Here is a 19,601-nt window from a genome sequence, read left to right as displayed (position 1 = left end):
GTGGGGTCCGTGGCATGCTCGGGCGCGTCGCCGTGACCGCGATCGTCTCCACGCTCTACTGGCTGTTCGTGCTCGCCGTCGCGATCGTGGCGTTCCCAATCGCTGCGCTCATCCGCCTCGTCAGCGCGCCGTTCGACCGTCGCCTGTGGCTGCTACACCGCTTCACGACGCTGTGGGCGGGCCTGTACACCTGGTGTAACCCGTGGTGGAGCGTGGAGGTGGTCGGGCGCGAGAAGCTCGACGACGCGCGCACCTACGTGATGATCAGCAACCACCTCTCGTTGGTCGACATCTTCGTGCTCTACCGCTTGTTCGCCCACTTCAAGTGGGTCTCGAAGATCGAGAACTTCCGACTGCCGTTCATCGGCTGGAACATGCACCTCAACCGCTACGTGCCGCTGCGACGCGGCGATCGAGAGAGCGTGCTCGAGATGTTGGCGCGCTGCCGCGAGCACCTCGCTGCGGGTAGCTCGATCATGATGTTCCCCGAGGGCACGCGTTCGAAGAGCGGCACGTTGAAGGACTTCAAGCCCGGCGCGTTCGAGCTCGCGGTCGAGGCCGGGCTGCCGGTGCTCCCGATCGCGTTGTCGGGCACCTTCACTGCGCTGCCCAAGCACGGCTTCGCGATCGGTCGCGCGCGGCTGCGCGTGCAGGTGCTCGATGCCATCGACGCCGCCGGTCGCGACGCCGACGACCTCCGCGCGCTCGCGCACGGTGCCATCGCCAAGGCGCTCGCGCAGCGGACGTAGCAGACTGGCACTCGCCCGCGAGGTCCGGGGCATCTCGCCGCGGGTCGCAGCGCGCCGTCACCGGCGACGACGTGCGCGCAGGCTCCACACGTACGATCCGCTTTCAATCGCGCACGAACCATCCCGCGCTCGCGCGCGTCTCAAGCCGACGTGGCCGTGCGACTCCTCGGCCACACCAAGGCACCCACGATGCGAATCCACGAACGGTTCACGTACGCTCCTGTCGGCACCCGCGTCGCGCTCGTCGCTGCGGCGGTGCTGGTGGCCGCGTGCGACGACCCGCAGGGCTCGGATGGACGCTGGGACGACCCTGGCCCCGGCATCACCTCGGTCGGCGGCGACTCGAGCGACGGCAACGACAGCGACAGCGGCAGCGACAGCGACAGCGGCGGCGACAGCGACAGCGACAGCGGGGACGACGGCGTGCTCTGGTGCGGCGAGACCGACCTCGCCGTCGCGCCCACCAGCCCGCAGATCGTATTGGTGCTCGACAAGTCGAACTCCATGGTGAGCAACACCTGGGATCACGACGGCGTCGCCGCCACCGCCGAGATCACCCGCTGGCACAGCCTCTACGACGTGGTCGGTGATCTCGTGACCGACTTCGACGACTCGCCGATGGAAATCGGCGCGCTCATGTTCCCGAGCGTCACGCTCACCAGCAACGACGCCGCCACCGCGTGCCTGGTGCCGAGCGAGCCCGACGTCGCGGTCGCCGGCGGCAACGCCGACGACATCCTCGCGGCGATGCCCGCGGCCGACTCGACGCAGATCTGGGGCGGCACGCCGACCGCCGCCGCGATCCAGGTCGCCGCCGACGAGCTCCGCATGCTCGACCCCAGCATGCCGCGCGCCATCGTGCTCATCACCGACGGCGCCGCCAACTGCATGCAGGGCGTGCCCGACGCGCAGATCTTCACCCGCTACGACGAGACGCTCGCGCCGCTGGTGCGCTCGATCTACGAGACCGACGGCATCCCCACCTACGTCGTCGGCATCGACATCGTGAACCAGACCGTCGACGTGCCGGTCGCCAACCCGTGGCAGCGACTCGGCGAGGTCGCGCTCGCCGGCGGCGTGCCGGCCGCGGGCGACGAGCCGTTCTACAACACCCGCGACGAGCTCGAGCTCTACGACGCGCTGCGCTCGATCGCCGACGGCCTGCAGTGCAGCGTCGCGCTCGACGACCTGCCCAGCGATCCCGATCGCGTCCACCTCGCGCTCGGCGACGCCGCGCTGGCGTACTCTGCGACCTGCGAGGGCGGCACCGGCTGGCGCTACGGCGAAGCCGGCTCCGTCGAGCTGTGCGGCAACACCTGCGACAGCTTCCTCGCCGGCGGTGAGATGCACGCCGCATTCGACTGCGTGCCGGAGAAGTAGCGCGCTGCCACGCGGCCGACCCGCCCTGGGTCGGCCGCGCCACCGACATCGTGCGGACCCCTGGAGCGCATGCGCGCCGTGGTACCTTCGCGCCCGCGTTGGACCTCGTCACGATCACACGCAAGCTCACCAAGGACGTCGATCGCCTGCAGTTCGGCGAGCCGGTGACGCACGTCTACAACCCCCTGCGCTACGCACAGGCCCCCCACGAGGCCTACCTGCGACGCTTCGGCGAAGGCACCGGACGCGTGGTGCTGCTGGGCATGAACCCCGGGCCGTTCGGCATGGCACAGACCGGCGTGCCGTTCGGCGAGGTCGAACTCGTACGATCGTGGATGGGCATCGAGGGCACGGTGGGTCGACCGCCGCGCGAACATCCGAGCCGACCGGTCGAGGGCTTCGGATGCACACGCTCCGAGGTCTCGGGCGCGCGCGTGTGGGGCTGGGCGCGCGATCGCTTCGGCACGCCCGAGCGCTTCTTCGCGCGATTCTTCGTGATGAACTACTGCCCGCTCGCGTTCCTCGAGGCCTCGGGTCGCAACCGCACGCCCGACAAGCTCGCCGCCGACGAGCGCGCGGCGCTGTTCGCCGCCTGCGACCGTGCACTCGCCGCGGCGCTCGAGGTGCTGCGTCCGCGCCTGGTCGTGGGCGTCGGTGGTTTCGCGTGCAAGCGCGCCGAGCCCCACGCGGCCGCGCTCGAGATCCCGTGCGGCACCATCCTGCATCCCTCGCCCGCGAGCCCGCTCGCCAACTCGGGCTGGGCGGCCAAGGCCGAGGCGCAGCTCGCTGCGCTCGGCGTGTCCGTCGCGTGATGCAACCGCGCACGAAGCGTGGTACGACTGCCCCTACGCGATGGTCGACACGCGCGATCCGAGCCCTGATCCGGTGACCTCCGGGACCGATCAGACCGCCCCGCGCACGATGGACCTGCGGCCGTCGGCCACGCCGGCGCGGGGCCTCGGACGTCCGCCCGCGACCGAGCCGCCGCGCACGCGCCCACCGATCGGCTCGATGGCCGATCTGCTGCTCGGCACCGTGCTCGCCGATCGCTACAAGCTGCTGACCAAGCTCGGCGAAGGCGCGATGGGCTGGGTGTTCCTCGCCGAACACACCGAGATCGGCAAGAAGCTCGCGGTCAAGGTCATGCGTCCGTCGCTGTGCCGCCTGCCCGAGGCGGTGCGCCGCTTCCGTCGCGAGGCCCGTGCGGCCACGCAGGTCGGCAGCAAGCACATCGTCGACGTCACCGACTTCGGCACCACGCCCAACGGCGCGGTGTTCTTCGTGATGGAGTACCTCGAGGGCGGCGAGGACCTCGGCACGCTGCTCAAGAAGCAGGGCAAGCTGCCGTGGCCGCGGGTGCAGCACATCATGATCCAGCTGTGCGACGCGCTGCAGGCCGCACACGACACCGGCATCATCCACCGCGACGTCAAGCCGGCGAACTTCTATCGCGTCGACATGGCGGGCGATCACGACTTCATCAAGGTGCTCGACTTCGGCATCGCGCGCCTGGCCAACCCGACCGACAGCATCGTCACGCAGACCGGCGTGGTGATGGGCACGCCCGACTACATGGCGCCGGAGCAGGCGCAGGGCCGCCACGTCGATCACCGCGCCGACATCTACTCGTTGGGCGCGACCGCCTACGCGCTGCTCACCGCAGGTCCGCCGTTCTCGGGCAAGAACGAGTACGACGTCATCTACAAGCACCTCAACGAGACCCCGCGTCCGCCCAGCAGCATCGCGCGCGACCTGCCCGACTGGGTCGACGGCGTGATCAAGCGAGCGATGGCCAAGGAGCCCGAGCAGCGCTACCAGAGCATGGCGGAGTTCGCCGCCGCGCTGCGCGGTCCGTCCTCACAGAAGGCCGACGCAGCCGCCAAGAGCAACAGCCGCGCGCCGGTCATCGACAACGAGCCCCAGCACGGCATCTCGCCGGCCGCGCTGGCGCTGGGAGCCCTGGGCCTGGCCCTGGTCGGCGGCTTGATCGTCTACTTCGCCTTTGGCTGACATGAACGAACACATCCACGTCATCGATGGGTTGTCGCTGGGTAAGATCGTGCAGATTCGTGAGCGGCTCTTTCGAGTCGCGGCGGAGGGCAAGCCCGTGTACCGGCTCGAGTCCGGCGACCCGAGCTTCACGCCGCCACCCCACGTGATCGACGCGATGGTCGCGGCCGCGCGCGCGGGCAAGACCCACTACATCCCCAACGCCGGCATCCCCGAGCTGCGCGCTGCGCTGGCACACAAGGCCTCGCAGGAGAACCACATCGCGGTGCCGAGCCCCGAGCACGTGTTCGTCACGCACGGCGCGATGCATGCGTTGTTCTGCGCGTTCCATGCGTTGCTCGACACCGATGACGAGGTCATCGTGCCCGACCCGATGTGGACCGAGGTGGTGGAGAACATCCGCCTCGCCCGCGGTCGCGCGGTCGCGGTGCCACTGCGCTACGAGCAGGGCTACGAGTACGCACCCGACGAGGTCGAGCGCCGCATCACGCCGCGCACCAAGGCGATCTTCGTCAACACGCCCCACAACCCCACCGGCGCCGTGCTCTCGCGCGAGACGTTGTTGGCGCTGGTCGACATCGCCCGCCGCCACGACCTGTGGATCGTGTCCGACGAGGCCTACGAGCACGTGCTCTACGCGCCGCACCAGCACCACTCGATCGCGAGCCTCGCGGGTGACTGGGCCCACCGCGTGATGACGGTGTTCAGCTTCTCGAAGAGCCACGCGATGGCGGGCCTGCGGGTCGGCGCCCTCGTGGTGCACGATCCCAAGCTGATGGAGCGGCTGCAGAAGGTCCTGCGCTGCACGATCAACGGCGTCAACAGCCTCGCGCAGTGGGGCGCGCTCGCGGCCCTGCAGGGCGATCGCAGCCATCACGCGACCATGCTCGCCGAGTACCAGAAGCGCCGCGACGTGCTCATGGCTGCGCTGGTCGGCATCGACGGCGTGCGGGTCTTCGAGCCCCGCGGCACCTTCTTCCTGTGGGTCGAGCTCGCGCCGTCGCTGTTCGAGCGCCTGGGCGTATCCGACACCGACGCGATCTCCGAGCTGCTGTGCGCCGAGGGCGTCGGCAACACGCCCGGCGACGCGTTTGGCACCGCCGCGCTGAACTCGATGCGCTTCGCGTACTCGTGCGACACCGCGATGGTCGAGGGCGGCGCGGCGATCCTCGGCCGCGTGCTGCGGGGCGACGCGCGCACGAGCAAGACCGGTTGACCCCGATCGCGCCGCCGTCGAGCAGCTTCTAGCCCCCGAGCAGCACCGGTTCGCGCTCGAGCGTGACACCGAAGCGCTGCCGCACCGCACCGACGATCTCCTCGGCGAGCGCCAGCAGCTCGGCCGTGGTGCCGCCGCCGTGGTGCACGAGCGCGAGCGCGTGCTTGCTCGAGATGCCGACGTGGCCGCGTCGCAGGCCGCGGGTGAAGCCGGCGCGCTCGATGAGCCAGCCCGCCGCCAGCTTCACGCGGCCGTCGGCCTGCGGCCACCGCGGGCCCGGCTCGCCGGCACGTTCGAACACCGCGTCGGCGACCTCGACCGCGACCACGGGGTTGGTGAAGAACGAGCCCGCGCTGCGGCGGTTCTCGTCGCTTGCATCGATGACCATCGACTTGGCGCGGCGCAGCGCGAGCACGACCCGGCGCGCGTCGGTGGGGCCGCTCCCACCGCCCTCGGCCAGCGCGGCCGCCAGCTCGGCGTAGCGCGGCACCACGGCGACGTCGCGGCGCAGCGCGTACTCGACCTCGAGCACGATCGCGGCCGCGGGCGCCCGCTTGAAGCGACTGTCGCGGTAGCCGAAGCCACACTCCGACGCCGGCCACCAGGCGATGGCACCGCTGTCGCGATCGAGCGTGCGTACCTGCGTGATCACATCGGCGACTTCTTGCCCGTATGCGCCGACGTTCTGGATCGGTGTGGCTCCGACCCGGCCCGGGATGCCCGAGAGGCACTCGATGCCGACCAGGCCAGCGTCGCAGCTGCGTGCGACCAGCTCGTCCCATGGCTCGCCCGCGGCCGCACGCACGATGACCTGCGCGCCGCGGTCGGAGAGCGAGACGCCGCGCAGCTGCAGGTCGATCACCAAGCCGTCGACACCTCCGTCGGGCACCAGCACGTTGGAGCCGCCGCCCAGCACGAACACGCCGAGGCCGCGCGAGCGTGCCCACGCCAGCGCTTCGACCAGCGCCGACTCGTCACGCACGCTCGCGAAGTGCGATGCAGGACCGCCGAGCTCGAGCGTCGTGCGCGACGCCAGCTCGACGTTGGTCTCGATGCACAGGCCCATCGTTGCGAAGCACCCCTAGCGTCGCAGGTGTCGCTCGAGCGTGGCACCGAAGCGCAGGTACAAGCCTGCGCCGACGAGCATCCCCAGCACGGTGAACAGCGCCATGATCTTGCCCTCGCCGATCTGCGCCAGCCCGGTGCCCGGGCACGTGCCGGTGATGGCCCAGCCGGCGCCGAACAAGGCCGCGCCGATCAAGAGGCCCGGCTTCATCGGCTTGGGCTGCACCGCTGCGGCGTAGGCCGCCAGCGGCCCCGTCCGCGCGCGCCGGACGATGCCGAGGCCGAGCCCCGCGACGACCATCGCGACCGCCATGACGCCCATGAGGTGGAAGTCCTCGAAGAGGAACATCTTCGCGATTGCATCGTAGTCCGTCACACCGACCTGGTGGAGCAGCGCCCCGAACACGGTGCCGAACCCGAGCACGCGCCACTCGAACCGACCGCCGCTCATGCGGCACCTCCGAGCAGCCAGTGCGTCACCAGGAAGCCGGCGGCCATGAAGGTGGCGGTCGCCAGCCAGGACGACTTCGCCAGCAGTGCCGTGCCGACGATGCCGTGCCCCGAGGTACAGCCGTTCGCGAGGCGCGAGCCGAAACCGAGCAACACGCCGCCGCCGACGAACCACAGCACCTTGGGTCCGAAGGCATCGGTCACGCGCGCATCGAACATCCCCATCGACGTGGTGAGCGAGAACGTCCCGCTCAGCAGCGACACCACGAAACCGCCCAGCACGATCCCGAGCAGGAACGGCAACCGCCACGAGCGACGCACGCGGGCATCGAAGGGCGCCGAACAGGCGTCCGCAAAACCCGACGAGACTCCGAGCAAGTTGTGCGTCGCGAAGAGCAACGCGAGCACGAACAGCCCGATCGCAATTCCGCCGGCCCAGAACGGCCATCTCGAGGTCAATGTCGCGAGCAGCATGTGGTGGGGCTTCGCCAGCGGTATAGCATCGCGTGCGCGGCGATGCCCACGCCGGGCGGAAGCGAACTGACGATCCGCGCACGGGGCAACGATCCCCAGCGCGGTGGCGCGGGTGCGGCTGGACCGCGCAGCCCGATGAAATTCCGTCCAGCCGCACCGCGTGAGGGTGCTACCGTCGATCGATATCCATGGACGGTACGGGCAAGCCAAACGAAGAGCGGTCGCGGCCAGACCTGCGGGACGCCATCTTGCGGGCCAGCCTCGAGATCGGCACCGAGTTCGGCGAAGACGGCCTCACGATGCGGGCGATCGCATCGCGACTGGGCCTGAGCGTCACGGCGCTGTACCAGCACTACGACGGCAAGCCGTCGATCCTGCGCGGCCTCAACCTGTGGGGTGCCGATCGACTCGCGCTCCACCTCGCGCCCGCGCACGACCTCGTCGATCCGGTCGCGCGCCTGGTCGACGAGTCGGTGCGCTACGTGCGGTGGGCGTGCGAGAACCCGTGGCTGTACCGCCTGATGTTCCAAGGCGACGAGATCGACTGGCGCACGTTCACGGACGCCGAGCGCGACCGCCTGCTCTCGAGCAACCTCCGCACGGTGCGCGCGTTCCAAGAGGCGATCGCCGCGGGACGTCTGCGCGCCGACGTCGACGTGCAGACCGCCCCGTTCATGATGTGGGCCGCCAACCACGGTCTCTCGACCTTGATCCTCGGTGGCCGCATCAGCGAGCACCACCCGGTGTTCCCGGTCGCGGATCGCGATGCCTTCGTGCAGGCGTTCGCGGTCGGCTTCATCCGCGGCTTCGAAGTTCGCTGAGCAGCGCGACCGGTCGCGCCGTCACGCGCCGTCACGCGCCAACCGGCTAGAAGCCGCCGTCGTTGGGCCGCGTCGCCGTCCGGCCGATGAGGCCGATGACGATCAGGCCGAGCCCGCCGAACGACAGCACCTGCTTGGTGATCGGCGGCAGCCCGGCGATCGCCTGCACGTCGTGCAGGTTCGACATCGCAAAACCGGCGAGGCCCATGACCACGCCGGTGTACATCACGAACTTGAAGACCGCGAACATCGTGCGACGCCGTGTTCAATCCTTATGCACGAACGCGCGTGACTCGACAAGTTGCTCGCGTACTCCGACGCGCGCGAGCGAAGGCCTTCGTCGGCATCACTTCGTCGGCGCGGGGGTGGCGAGCACCTTGGCGCGAAGCGAGCGCGCCCAGCTGTCGAGGTCCGACAGCGTGCTCTCGAGCACCGCGTCACCGCTGGACAGCGCGCGCAGCTGTTCTTCGAGCAACTGCTTGGCGCGGCGGATGCGGCTGCGCACCGTGCCCTCGGGCAGCTCGAGCACCTCGGCCAGCTCGCTGGCCTCGAGATCCTCCCAGTAGTACAGCTCGAGCACGAGCTGGTGCTCCACGGGGATGCGCCGCAGGGCCTGCAGCATGAGCATCTGCTCACCGCCCGTCGCCAGCAAGCGCGTGGGCGACAAACCCAGGTCGAACACCGAGGTCACACCGAAGTCGAGGCGATCGGACTCACGCTTGCGCGTGCGCAGGGTCGAGCGCAGCACGTTGTGGGCGACGCCGAAGAGGTAGGTGCGGAAGCTCGAGTGCCCTCGGAAGCGCTCCTTGCCCTCGACGCACGCGATGAAGGTCTTCTGGACCAGGTCGTCGACGTCGCGATCGACCTTGTTGGCGAAGAAGCGGCAGATGCTGTCGAAGTGGCGCTCGAAGAGCGTGCTGCCGGCGCTGCGGTCGCCCGCACGCCAGGCCTCGAGCAGCTCGATGTCCGACCCCACGCTCCGTCCTCGCCCGTTTCCCCGACGAGCCTATCAGGCCCGCGCGCCGGCGGTCGGGCGTCGATTTGCGCAGGGCCGGACCGCCGGGCCATGATCGGCTCCGCCGATGGGCGCCACACCCCCTGACGGCGCGGCGCACGGCGACGCGGCGGTCCCCGACGAGCGCGGCGATCCCGTCGACGATCCCGGCCTCGGGCCCGCGCCGCAGGTGGAGGGCCGCGACGAGATCCGGGCGCGGGCGTTCGCGCGGATCTTCGGCGACGAGCCCACCGCGGTGCCGGACGGCCCCGGCGCGCGCGCCCAGGCCGAGCGGGACACGCCGAGCGCGATCGGCCGCTTCCGCGTGCTCGACCGCCTCGGGGGTGGCGGCATGGGGGTCGTACTGGCGGCGTGGGACCCCGAGCTCGAGCGTCGGGTCGCGATCAAGCTGCTGCGGCCCGACCTCCTGGGTCGCAGCGGCACCGTCGGTCAGGCCCGACTGCAGCGCGAGGCCCAGGCCATCGCCCGCATCAACCACCCGAACGTGATTGCGGTCCACGAGGTCGGCAGCTTCGACGACCAGGTCTTCGTGGCGATGGAGTTCGTGGAGGGCGCGACGCTCGGTACCTGGCTGGGTGAACAGTCCCGCGGGTGGCGAGAGGTGCTGGCCGCCTTCCTCGCGGCGGGTGACGGCATCGCGGCGGCCCACCATGCGGGGGTCGTGCACCGCGACTTCAAGCCCGACAACGTCCTGGTCGGCCGCGATGGACGCGTGCGGGTGGTGGACTTCGGGTTGGCGCGGGCCTCGGGCGAGACGCTCGTCGAGCCCGCGCCGTCGATCCCCGAGGGCGAGCTCCCCGAGACGATCCAGACCCCGCTGACGCGGACGGGCGCGCTGATGGGCACGCCGGCATACATGAGTCCCGAGCAGTGGCTGGGCCGCGCCGCCGACGAGCGCTCGGATCAGTTCTCGTTCGCGGTGGCCCTGTTCGAGGCGCTCTACGGTCGCCGCCCGTTCGTCGCCAGCACGGTGCAGGCGCTCGCGGGGGCGGTGCTCGAGGGTCGCATGACTGCGCCCGACGATCCCCGCGGTGTGCCGCGCTTCATCGAGTTGGCGCTGCGCCGCGCACTCGCCCGCGATCCCGCGGCCCGCTTCGCGCACATGGACGACCTCCTGGCGGCGCTGCGCCGCGACCCCGCTCGCCACTGGCGGCGTGGGCTGGGGGTGCTCGCGATCGCGGGCGCGGCCAGCGTGGCGACGATGCTCGCGACCGACGATCCTTCGGTGGGGGATCGCTGCGCGCAGGACGGACAGCGCATCGAGGCGCAGTGGGACGCGGCGGCGCGCAAGCGGGTGCACGCGGCCCTGACCGCCACCGGCACCCCCTTCGCGGAGCACGCGTGGACCAGCGTGGAGCGGCTGCTCGACGCCGACGCGCAGGCCTGGACCGAGCAAGCGACCGCCGCGTGTGCAGCCGCCGCGGTCGCGAACGCGGCCGATGACGGTCGACGCGGCCGCTGCCTCGACGACCGCGCCGCCGAGCTGGGCGCAATGGTGGAGCTGCTCGCGCGCGCCGACGCCGGCATCGCGCTGCAGGCGGTCGACGCGGTCGCGCGGCTGCCGAGCCCGACGGTGTGCGGCGACCCGCGGCGGCTCGCGGCCTATCGGGAGCCCAGCGATCCCGGCTCCCGCACGCGGGCCGCGACCGCGCGCGCCGAGCTCGCGCGCGCGACCGCCAGCGGCGCGGTCGGCCACTACCGCGAGGCGATCGCCACCGCGCAGGGCGTCGTCGACATCGCCACCGAGCTCGACGACCCGGCGTTGGAGGCCGCGGCGCTGCTGGTGCGCGGCCAGAACGAGGCCGCGGAGTCCAAGTGGCGTGAGGCCGAGCGAACCCTTCGCAGCGCGGTCGCACGGGCCGAGCTCGCCGACGATCACGCCACGCGTGCCCAGGCGCTGACCCACCTCGTGTTCGTGGTCGGCCTCGATGGCACTCGCTTCGCCGAGGCCCAAGCGCTGGGCGAGGGTGCCGGCTCCGCGCTCAAGATCATCGGTGCCGACGCACTGATGCGCGCGCAGCTCGACGCCGCGCTCGGCACCTCGGCGCGCAAGGCCAAGCGCTTCGAGCTCGCGCTCGAGCACCAACGCGCTGCGCTCGACGCCACTGCGCGGCTGCTCGGCGACGAACACCCGGCGACGCTGCGCGCGATGTCGAATCTCGCCACCACGCTCGGCGCCCTGCCCGATGCTGGTGATGCCGCGCTCGCAGAGGCCGAGACCATGCATCGTCGCGCGGTGGCGGGCCTCGAGCGCGTGCTCGGCGACGAGCACCCCGTCGTCGCGGTGACGCTGTCGAACCTCGCGATCGTGGTCGCCCAGCGCGGACACACCACGGAGGCGATCGCGCTGCTGCGTCGCTCGGTGTCGATCCGCGAGCACAACGATCCCAATCAGCCTTCGCTCGCGCAGGCGCACTTCAACCTCGGCCGCGCGCTCTACGACGCCCGCGAGTACGGCCAGGCCCAGGCTCAGTACGCGCTCGCACTGGAGCGCCGCCTCGCTGCGCCCCATCAAGCCATCGAGGTGGTCGACTACTACAGCGCGCTGGGCAACGCCGCGGTTCGCAACGGCGAGGCCAAGCTGGCGGCCGAGATGTTCACGCGGCGCCTCGACATCGAGCTCGCCGCCGACAGCGATCCTGCGCTGGTCGCCGCCGCCAGGATCAACCTCGCGCGGGCGTTGGTCGGTAGCGATCGTGCGCGCGCGCGGGAGCTGCTCGAGCAGGCGCGCCCGGTGATCGCCGATCGCGTCGCGAAAGAGGACGCCACCGCCACCGATCGCCAGCTCGGGCGCGACATCCAGGTGCTCGCGATGTTGGTCGACTCGCTCGCGGCGCTCGAACACCTGCCGGCGGGCTAGACCCCGCCGCTGCTGCTGCCGCTGCCGCCGCCGCTGCCGCTGCCGCTGCCGCTGCCGCTGCCGCTGCCGCTGCCGTCGCTCCCGCTGCTGCCGTCGCTGCTGGACGAATCACCCGGCACCACGCAGTAGCCGCGGATGGTGCACACGGCGGTCGGATCGCAGCACGCCGCGTCGTCGTAGCACCAATGGGACTCGTCGTCGGGGCCGACGCATGCATCGACGCAATCGAAGCTCCCGCGATCGTTGTCGGCGTAGGGCGCCACGCAGAAGCCCGCGCCGCAGAAGCTGGTGCCGTGACACACGTCGACACCCGTGGTCGCGTCGCCGCCGTCACTGGTGGCGTGGGCGCCGGTCGTACTCGAGTCGGCCTCGGTGGTCGCGGAACTCGTGGGCCCACCGGTGGTGCCGGGGCCTGGCGGCTCGTCGGGCTCGCAGCCCAGCGACGCCGCGAACACGAACGACATGAGGGCCTGGACCCGCGTCATGGTGCGTCCCCCGTGCTCGAGCTCGCGCCGGCAGCGTCGCTGATGCAGTAGCCGCGCTCGCACGTGGCGGCCGGGTCGCAACACGCCGACGCGTCGGCACACCACTGCGTCTCGTCCATCGACTCGATGCACGATGGCCGACACTCGAACACGCCGATGTCGCCATCGAAGGATGCGACGCAGTAGCCCACCTCGCAGCCCCCCGCGCCCTGGCACTGGTCGACGTCGCCGGTGCCATCGCCACAGCCGCTCTCGCTCCCGCCACCCGAGCTCGCGTCGGTGTCGCAGGTCCACGGCGGGAGGTCCTCGGGCATGTAGCCCTCGCCCGCCGAGAGCTCGTCGCTCGAGGCACCACAGCCGCCGAGCACGAGTGCAGCGCAGAGCATCGTCGCTCGTTTCAGATGAGTCGTCATCGCGTCTTTGGTCTCCAAGATGGTGCAGCGTCAATCGAGCAAGCAGTAGCCGCGCGGTGAGCAGTGCGCCGCGGGATCGCAGCACGAGAGGTCGTCGGTGCACCAGCGATCTTCATCCGCCGTGGCCACGCACTGCGGGACACACTGGAACGGCGAGCGATCGCCGTCGAAGTCGCTGAGACACGCGAGCCCATCGGCACAGTCGCTGCTGCGCTCGCACTCGTCCTGCGCAGCCTCGGTGTCGCCGCAGACGCCGGTGCTGCCGCTGCCGGTGGTCGCGTCGGTGTCGCGGCAGTTCGGCGGCAACGGCTCGTCCATGTAGGGATCGCGGTAGTCGTCGCCACCCCCGGAGTCCGCGGCATAGGAGCAAGCGGCGGCCGAGCCGATCGCCAGCACCACCGCCACTCCACGCATCCGCAAGCAGGCCATGGCCCTCAGCATAGCGCCCGCTCGCCCGGTGCGCCCGTGCTTGCGAAGGTCGCTGTGGGCGGTTTGTCGCGGATCACGAACGGAGTGCATGGCCCCGCGATCGTCGGACCCACGGCGGGCACTACCCCCTCCGGAAGAGACCCGCCATGCCCGTCCACCCCGCCTCGTCCGAAGCCTCGGCCCACTCCCTGGCGCCGCAACGCGCGTTGCTGCACCCGCTGTGGCTCGCCTCCTTGGTGCTGCTGGCCGTCAATGATCAGTGGCTGAAGTTCGCTGGCCTGCTGCCCGATGCGGTCACCGGCAAGCTCAGCGACTTCGCCGGTCTGGCGATTGCGCCCGCGCTGCTGGCGACCGCGCTGACGGTGCGCTCGCGCCGGGGCTGGTTTGCGGCACACGTCGCCGTCGGCGTGGTCTTCACCGCGATCCAGCTGTCGTTGCCGTTCGCCGAGCTGTGGTCGTCGCTGATGGCCGGCTTCGGATTCCCCTGGCGGATCACCTCCGATCCCACCGACCTCGTGGCGCTGCCCGTACTGTGGCTCTCGCTTCGCGTGCTCGGTGCCGCGACGACCACCGCGCCCGCTCGGCTGGCGCGCCGCAGCGCAGAGGCCGGTGCCGCCGCCGTCGGCCTGCTGTGCTCGGTGGCGACCTCGCAGCCGGGGCCCGAGACCGAGCCATTCCCCGAGTGGCTGCCGAGCATCGAGGGCGACGTGTGGCTGCACAACGCGACCGGCGAGGAGATGGTCGTTCACATCCGACGCCTCGCCGACGACGTACTCGTCGACTGCGACCAAGTCGCCGAGGACCCGGCGCGACTGCTGAGCGACGCGCTGTTCGGCGACGTGCAGTCGTGGACGGTGCCGGTCGACGCCAACCTCACGGTCATCGACCACTTCGAGGGCGAGCAGACCTGCTATGCCGCGCGGATCGACGCCGACGGCTTCGCCCCCGCGGTGCTGTTCTGGCGCGACGGCGAGATCTCGCAGCACCAGATCGAGGGTCTCGGACTCGACGAGCTGAGCCCCGGCTGGGTGTCGCTGTCCCTCGACGGCGACGACCGCGGTCACTACGACGCCCGCGACGAGGTGTTGTTCCTGCGCTCGAACGAGGTCGAGGAACCAACCGGCGAGTGTGCGGCGCCCGACGATGCCGATCGCGTCGACTGGGGCGACGAGCACGTCGCCGGCAGCTTCCGCGTCGCCGCGGTCACGCCCGGCGTCGACGGTTGCACCGCGATCGACCTCGAGGAGCTCGCCAGCGAGCAGGACCACCGCATGTACCTGTGCATGCCGACTGCGCTGGCGTTCCCCTTCGCGGCCGACGAGCGCATCGCGATCCGCAGCGACTACGGCTTGGACAACACCTCGTTGGTCATCGAGCTGCTCGGCGAAGATCTCACCCCGGCCGCGCCGAGCCGCGCGCTGTGGGTCAGCCGCGGCCGCAGCCTGCCCGAGCTCGGCGCGCTGCAGCTGTCGGCGGTGCCGGTGTACGGCTGCGAGCTCTCGGTCGATGCCTGCGGTGCGGTGGGCCGCACGGTCAGCCTCTGGGCCGGCGGCGGTGTCTATCCCGCGTCGCAGGTGCCGCTCGGCGACGCTCCCACGACGCTCACCGGCAGCGACGGGACGCGCGCGACGCTCGTGCTGGCCCACGCCCAGGATCGGGTGGCGCTCGCGACCAGCTGCGCCGCGGGGCCCGACCTGCTCGGCACCGATCTCGAACTCGCCGTCTTGCTCGAAGGTGCCGCGCAGTGAACCCGCTCGCGCACGGAATGGAGACCATCATGCTTGCACGACACACCCATCGCGCTTCGACCTTGCTCGGACTCTCGCTCGTCGCCGGCCTCACCGCGCTGGTCGGATGCAGCGCATCTTCGGAGGACGCATCGCTCGCCGGCGACGGCGGCGGTGAGAACGGGCCCGGCGTCGGTCAGGGCGGCGCGCAGGACTTCGGACAGTTCCGCTCGATCCTCGACGCCGGCGGGATTCCCGGCCCGCAGACCCTCGACGACGTCGGCTTCTTCAACGAACACAAGATCGAGCTGCCGGCGGCGACCTGCGGCAACGACGTGTGCCTGCACGGCCAGCTCGGCGTGATGGGCAACATGATCAACGGCAGCAACTGCACGACCGTGATGTTGGGCATGAACACCGACGTCGACCCCTCGACCTTCGAGCGGCCACCGCTCGACATCGCGTTCGTGATCGACACCAGCGGCTCGATGATCGGCGAGCCCATCGAGTACGTTCGCGAGGGCCTGCTGCGCATGCTCGACGATCTCGCGCCCGAGGATCGCGTGTGGCTGGTGGCGTTCGACAACGGCGCCGAGGTGCTGCTCGACGGCGCCGCGGGCGATGCGACCGCCGATCTCCAGCTCGCGATCGAGGCGCTCGCCGCCGACGGCAAGACCAACATCTACGACGGCTTGCGCGTGGGCTACGAGCGCGTGGCCGCGGCCACCGCTGAGGGCCGCCAGAGCCGCGTGGTGCTGCTGTCCGACGGCGAGGCCACCGCGGGGATCACGAGCACGTCGAAGATCGTCGCCATGAGCGCGGGCTACAACGAGCTCGGCCACTCGCTGACCACGGTCGGCATCGGCGAGGACTTCGACCCGGTGTTGATGCGGCGGTTGTCGGAGTCCGGCGGCGGCGCGTTCTACTACCTCGAGGATCCCGCCGCCGTGCGAGAGGTCTTCGAGGAGGAGGTCAACACGTTCCTCGTGCCGTTGGCCCGCGACCTTCGCATCGACGTCGACATCGAGCCCGGCTACACGCTGCGGGCGATGTACGGCACCAAGCGCTTCGAGCTCGACGGCAATAGCGCGGCGATCTCGATCCCGAACGTGCAGATCGCCCACCGCACCACCACTGCGGATCACGAGAACGGCCGTCGCGGCGGCGGCGGGGCCATCATCGCCGAGCTGGTGCCGCACCTGGCAAGCGCGAGCAGCAACGTCGGCACGGTCGGCCGGCTCGCGCTCAGCTACGTCGAGCCCGTGTCCGGCGAGACACGTGCGCAGGAGTTCCCCATCACCAGCACGCTGGCGCCGGGCGAGACGCCGGAGGGCGGTCGCTTCGACGGCAGCGCGGTCGAGAAGGCCTTCGTCATGCTCAACGTGTTCGCGGGGTTCCAGCTGGCGAGCGAGCGCGCCGCGTGGGGCGACGACGCCGGGGCGCTCGCGGTGCTGCTGCCGCTGGCGGAGTCGGTGCAGGGCTGGCTCGCGCGCAACGACGACGACGACATCGAAGACGATCTGCGCTACGTGCAGAAGTTCATCGACAACCTACGCGCCCGCGGTGCTGCCGATCCGGCGCCGACCAAGAACCCGCCCGACCCGTGGCCGCAGGACTGACGCCGCCGCACGAGCCGTCGCGACCCAAGAAATGCCGAAGCCCTCGGGGTCGATGACCGCGAGGGCTTCGTCGTGCGGGCCCAAGGGGGCCGCAGCTCGAGGCAAAGGGACTTCAGCCCTCGCCGTCGGCGCCGCAGTGACCTTCTTCGGTGTGGCCTTCGCCGCACTTGGCCTCGGCCGCATCGCCGCCAGCGGCGTCGCCACCTGCGTCGGCAGCATCGCCACCACCCGCAGCATCGCCGCCAGCCGCAGCATCGTCACCGCCGGCACCGCCGGGGGTCTCCGTGGCCTCGCCCTTCTTCTCGCAACCGGTGAACACCAGCGCGCCGGAACCCAGGATGGCGAGCGTCGCTGCGATGTGCTTGAGATTTGCCATGCGTGTCTCTTCCTCGTCGCCCGAACCGTTGGGCTGACCCGAGCTTGGCGTAGAGCGTTGGTTCTGTCCAGTCGCCGGCACGCATGCGGTTGACCGCCCGCGTGCGCACGGGCGCATCAGTTGGCCCACTGTGGGCCCAGCAAGGCCAAGAAGCCCGGCATCCGTGCCGCCCAGGCGGCCTCGTCGTGGGTCGCACCGGGGGCGTGCAGCCACGCCAGGCGCTCGCCCTCGGTCCATCCCAGCCCCACCAGCGCGTCGCGCATCTCCACCGTGACGCAGTAGTTGTCGCTGCCACCGGGGCACGGCGGGTTGCCGCCGCTGTCGAGGTAGATCCACACGTCGTCGGGCGGCGTGGCCTCGTAGAGATCGAGCACGCGATCGTTGTCGGCACCGATCTGCCCCCACTCGAGCGTGCCCGACATCGAGCCCGCGGCCCCGAAGACCTCCGGGTGTCGCCACGCGATGTACAGGCTCACGAGCCCGCCCATGCTCGAGCCGAGCACCGCCCGTGAGGCTCGATCGGCGGCGGTGGGGTAGCGGGCGTCGACGAACGGGATCACACCGTCGACGAGGAAGTCGGCGTACTCGTCGGCACGCCCACCGACCGGCCCTTGGCCGAGGTCGTCGACGCTCGGACCGTACTCGTCGAAGCGATCGCTGGTGTTGTCGATCGCGACCACCAACGCCGGCGGCATGACGCCGCCCTCGATCGCCGCGTCGATCGCTGCGCCCACCTGCCAGCCGCCGTAGGGCGCGTCGGGGGCGAAGAGGTTCTGGCCGTCGTGCATGTACAGCACCGGCAACGCCGAGCGCGACGACGCGCCGGCGGGCACGTACACCACCACCCGGCGGGGCTGCAGCGAGGCGAGCGCGTCGTCGAACGCAGGGTAGCGCTCGAGGTGCGAGGCGTCGGCGCGCGCCGACGTGAGCGAGTACTCACCGAACTCGTCCCAGCCGAAGCGACGCGCCCACGGATCGGCGACGTACTCGGTGCCGTCGCGCACGAGCTTGTAGAGCGACGGGGCCAGCGGCTCCTCGATCGCGAGCTCGGCCACGAGCAGTCCGTAGCCTTCGACCAGCGGCTGCAGCGGGTGCGCGCGTGGATCCCAATCGGCGAAGTCGCCGGTCACCGACCACGCACCGGCCCCGTCGTCGGCGAACAGCACGATCATGCGACCGTCGCAGCGGATCGGCAGGCCCTCGTCCGAGCGCCACATCGTGCGCAGGAACTCGTCTTGGCGATCGTCCCGCGCGGCGTCGTCGGGGTCGCCCGCGAGGGCCTGGGCGAACTCGTCGTACGCCGCACAGGCATCGGCCGCCGGCGCGTCGCCGGTGCTGCTGCCGTCGCCGGACTCGGCGGGGCCGGACACCGTGCTACCAGCACTGTCGTCGCTGCCGGTCGCGGTCGCGCCCGAGCCCGAGGTGGTCGGCGTCACCGTCGTGACGGTGTCGCGGGTGGTCGAGCCCTCGCTCGACGAGCCCTCGCCAGCCTCGCTCGGGGTCGCGCAGCCCAGCGCGAGGCTTGCCGCGAGCACGCCGAGTCCGTGCACGATTCGCTGCGCACCGGCGTCTGGCTGTGACCCCGCGCGCAGGCCTGCACCCGCCCCCGCATGATTCGCACGCGTCATCGTGTATCCCATGAACGGCGCCGACGGTACCATCGGCGGCGCCATCACCCGAGAGGTCTTCACCATGCTTCGAACCACGCTTGCCTCCCTCATCGCTGCGACCATCGTCTTTGCCGCCTGTGACAACACCCAGAAGGGTGAGATCAAGGCTGGAGGCGTCGAGGTCTCCAAGGACGGCGTCAAGGCGCCGGGCGTCGAGGTCTCCAAGGACGGCGTCAAGGCGCCGGGTGTCGAGGTCTCCAAGGACGGCGTCGTGGCGCCGGGTGTCGAGGTCTCCAAGGACGGCGTCAAGGCCGGTGAGGTCGGCGTCGACGTCGACGCCAACGGCAACGTGAAGGTCAACGGCGTGGCGTCGGTCGATGCCGCAGGCAACGCGAAGGTCGCAGCCGGTGGCGCCGAGATCGAAGCGGGCAAGGACAAGGTCGAGGTCAGCGGTGCCGGTGGCACCGTGAAGGTCGACGGCGCCAAGGGCGAGGTGGTGGCCGGCGACGCGAAGGTCACCGACAAGGGCGTCGAGGTCGGCGGGGTCAAGGTCGGACCGGGCGGCATCGAGGTGCCCGGCGTGAAGGTTCCCGGTGGCTCGGCCGGTGGCTCGGCCGGTGGCTCGGCCGGTAGCGCCAAGTCGGGCGGCTGCTCGAGTGGTGGCTGCGCACAGAACTGCGCCGACTCCGGCTCGTGCAAGTTCACGTGCTCGGGCGGCAACTGCAAGCAGTCCTGCGGCGCCAAGGCCAGCTGTCAGTTCGAGTGCTCGGGTGGCAACTGCACGCAGGCCTGCAAGGCCGGCTCGAGCTGTGATCTCGGCTGCTCGGGCGGCAACTGCAAGCGCGACTGCAGCGGCGCCACGTGCAAGAAGACCTGCAGCGGCGACGGCTGCAGCGGCTGAC

At 71.0% G+C, this 19,601-nt stretch carries 20 protein-coding genes; 10 read left to right on the top strand and 10 right to left on the bottom strand.

The window, feature by feature from the left end:
• The first annotated feature begins 14 nt into the window (after positions 1-14).
• The 5 genes from IPH07_36360 (at position 15) to IPH07_36340 (ending at position 5,355) form a co-directional block, all read left to right on the top strand.
• On the top strand, positions 15-749 hold the full coding sequence (locus IPH07_36360) for a 1-acyl-sn-glycerol-3-phosphate acyltransferase (GenBank protein MBK6922918.1): 735 nt from the start codon (positions 15-17) through the stop codon (positions 747-749).
• A 189-nt stretch (positions 750-938) separates the two neighbouring features.
• Positions 939-2,129, top strand: coding sequence for a VWA domain-containing protein (locus IPH07_36355; protein ID MBK6922917.1), 1,191 nt, complete (start codon positions 939-941; stop codon positions 2,127-2,129).
• A 98-nt stretch (positions 2,130-2,227) separates the two neighbouring features.
• Positions 2,228-2,941 (top strand): single-stranded DNA-binding protein, encoded by a 714-nt coding sequence (locus tag IPH07_36350; protein MBK6922916.1) that lies wholly within the window; start codon positions 2,228-2,230, stop codon positions 2,939-2,941.
• A 40-nt stretch (positions 2,942-2,981) separates the two neighbouring features.
• Positions 2,982-4,139 (top strand): serine/threonine protein kinase, encoded by a 1,158-nt coding sequence (locus IPH07_36345; protein MBK6922915.1) that lies wholly within the window; start codon positions 2,982-2,984, stop codon positions 4,137-4,139.
• Between the two features lies 1 nt (position 4,140).
• On the top strand, positions 4,141-5,355 hold the full coding sequence (locus IPH07_36340; protein ID MBK6922914.1) for an aminotransferase class I/II-fold pyridoxal phosphate-dependent enzyme: 1,215 nt from the start codon (positions 4,141-4,143) through the stop codon (positions 5,353-5,355).
• Positions 5,356-5,383: 28 nt separating this feature from the next.
• On the opposite strand, the gene IPH07_36335 is transcribed toward IPH07_36340, so the two are convergent.
• The 3 genes from IPH07_36335 to IPH07_36325 are packed head-to-tail and all read right to left on the bottom strand — an operon-like array spanning position 5,384 to position 7,329.
• Entirely contained in the window at positions 5,384-6,421 is a 1,038-nt protein-coding gene (locus IPH07_36335) for a UDP-N-acetylmuramate dehydrogenase (GenBank protein ID MBK6922913.1), read from the bottom strand.
• Between the two features lie 15 nt (positions 6,422-6,436).
• The gene (locus IPH07_36330) at positions 6,437-6,871 is read right to left on the bottom strand and encodes a YeeE/YedE family protein (protein MBK6922912.1); all 435 of its coding nucleotides are present in this window, start codon (positions 6,869-6,871) and stop codon (positions 6,437-6,439) included.
• The gene (locus IPH07_36325; GenBank protein ID MBK6922911.1) at positions 6,868-7,329 is read right to left on the bottom strand and encodes a YeeE/YedE family protein; all 462 of its coding nucleotides are present in this window, start codon (positions 7,327-7,329) and stop codon (positions 6,868-6,870) included. Before IPH07_36325 ends, IPH07_36330 begins: the two co-directional genes overlap by 4 nt.
• A gap of 263 nt (positions 7,330-7,592) precedes the next feature.
• Here IPH07_36325 and IPH07_36320 point away from each other — a divergent pair, with 263 nt between their 5' ends.
• The gene (locus tag IPH07_36320; protein MBK6922910.1) at positions 7,593-8,165 is read left to right on the top strand and encodes a TetR/AcrR family transcriptional regulator; all 573 of its coding nucleotides are present in this window, start codon (positions 7,593-7,595) and stop codon (positions 8,163-8,165) included.
• A gap of 46 nt (positions 8,166-8,211) precedes the next feature.
• Here IPH07_36320 and IPH07_36315 read toward each other — a convergent pair whose 3' ends face one another.
• Together IPH07_36315 and IPH07_36310 are read right to left on the bottom strand one after the other, a co-directional pair.
• A complete protein-coding gene (locus IPH07_36315) occupies positions 8,212-8,415 on the bottom strand; it encodes a hypothetical protein (GenBank protein MBK6922909.1) in 204 nt (67 codons plus the stop codon).
• A 96-nt stretch (positions 8,416-8,511) separates the two neighbouring features.
• Positions 8,512-9,141, bottom strand: a complete 630-nt coding sequence (locus IPH07_36310) for an RNA polymerase sigma factor (GenBank protein ID MBK6922908.1) — start codon at positions 9,139-9,141, stop codon at positions 8,512-8,514.
• Positions 9,142-9,247: 106 nt separating this feature from the next.
• Here IPH07_36310 and IPH07_36305 point away from each other — a divergent pair, with 106 nt between their 5' ends.
• Positions 9,248-12,040, top strand: coding sequence for a serine/threonine protein kinase (locus tag IPH07_36305; protein MBK6922907.1), 2,793 nt, complete (start codon positions 9,248-9,250; stop codon positions 12,038-12,040).
• Here the strand turns inward: IPH07_36305 and IPH07_36300 are convergent.
• From IPH07_36300 to IPH07_36290, 3 genes are read right to left on the bottom strand one after another with little or no spacing between them, the layout of a single operon-like run.
• On the bottom strand, positions 12,037-12,525 hold the full coding sequence (locus IPH07_36300; GenBank protein MBK6922906.1) for a hypothetical protein: 489 nt from the start codon (positions 12,523-12,525) through the stop codon (positions 12,037-12,039). The genes IPH07_36305 and IPH07_36300 overlap by 4 nt on opposite strands.
• On the bottom strand, positions 12,522-12,911 hold the full coding sequence (locus IPH07_36295; GenBank protein MBK6922905.1) for a hypothetical protein: 390 nt from the start codon (positions 12,909-12,911) through the stop codon (positions 12,522-12,524). Before IPH07_36295 ends, IPH07_36300 begins: the two co-directional genes overlap by 4 nt.
• A 57-nt stretch (positions 12,912-12,968) precedes the next feature.
• Positions 12,969-13,367: a hypothetical protein gene (locus IPH07_36290; protein ID MBK6922904.1), complete on the bottom strand. Its 399-nt coding sequence runs from the start codon at positions 13,365-13,367 to the stop codon at positions 12,969-12,971.
• A 146-nt stretch (positions 13,368-13,513) separates the two neighbouring features.
• On the opposite strand from IPH07_36290, the gene IPH07_36285 reads away from it, so the two are divergent.
• Positions 13,514-15,115 carry a hypothetical protein gene (locus tag IPH07_36285; GenBank protein MBK6922903.1) on the top strand — a complete coding sequence of 534 codons (1,602 nt, stop codon included), beginning with the start codon at positions 13,514-13,516 and terminating at the stop codon, positions 15,113-15,115.
• Between the two features lie 29 nt (positions 15,116-15,144).
• A complete protein-coding gene (locus tag IPH07_36280) occupies positions 15,145-16,713 on the top strand; it encodes a VWA domain-containing protein (protein ID MBK6922902.1) in 1,569 nt (522 codons plus the stop codon).
• A 112-nt stretch (positions 16,714-16,825) separates the two neighbouring features.
• Here the strand turns inward: IPH07_36280 and IPH07_36275 are convergent, their stop codons facing one another.
• Entirely contained in the window at positions 16,826-17,089 is a 264-nt protein-coding gene (locus tag IPH07_36275; GenBank protein MBK6922901.1) for a hypothetical protein, read from the bottom strand.
• Between the two features lie 116 nt (positions 17,090-17,205).
• Positions 17,206-18,624: an alpha/beta hydrolase gene (locus IPH07_36270; protein ID MBK6922900.1), complete on the bottom strand. Its 1,419-nt coding sequence runs from the start codon at positions 18,622-18,624 to the stop codon at positions 17,206-17,208.
• 103 nt (positions 18,625-18,727) lie between these two features.
• Here IPH07_36270 and IPH07_36265 point away from each other — a divergent pair, with 103 nt between their 5' ends.
• Positions 18,728-19,600 (top strand): hypothetical protein, encoded by an 873-nt coding sequence (locus IPH07_36265; protein ID MBK6922899.1) that lies wholly within the window; start codon positions 18,728-18,730, stop codon positions 19,598-19,600.
• Position 19,601: the final 1 nt, after the last annotated feature.

This window comes from Deltaproteobacteria bacterium, assembly GCA_016709225.1.
In the GTDB taxonomy this organism is placed as follows: Bacteria; Myxococcota_A; Polyangia; order Nannocystales; family Nannocystaceae; genus Xiheibacterium; species Xiheibacterium phototrophicum.
Note: the sequence above shows the minus strand (reverse complement) of the source record. Positions and strands in the feature narration are given on the sequence as shown.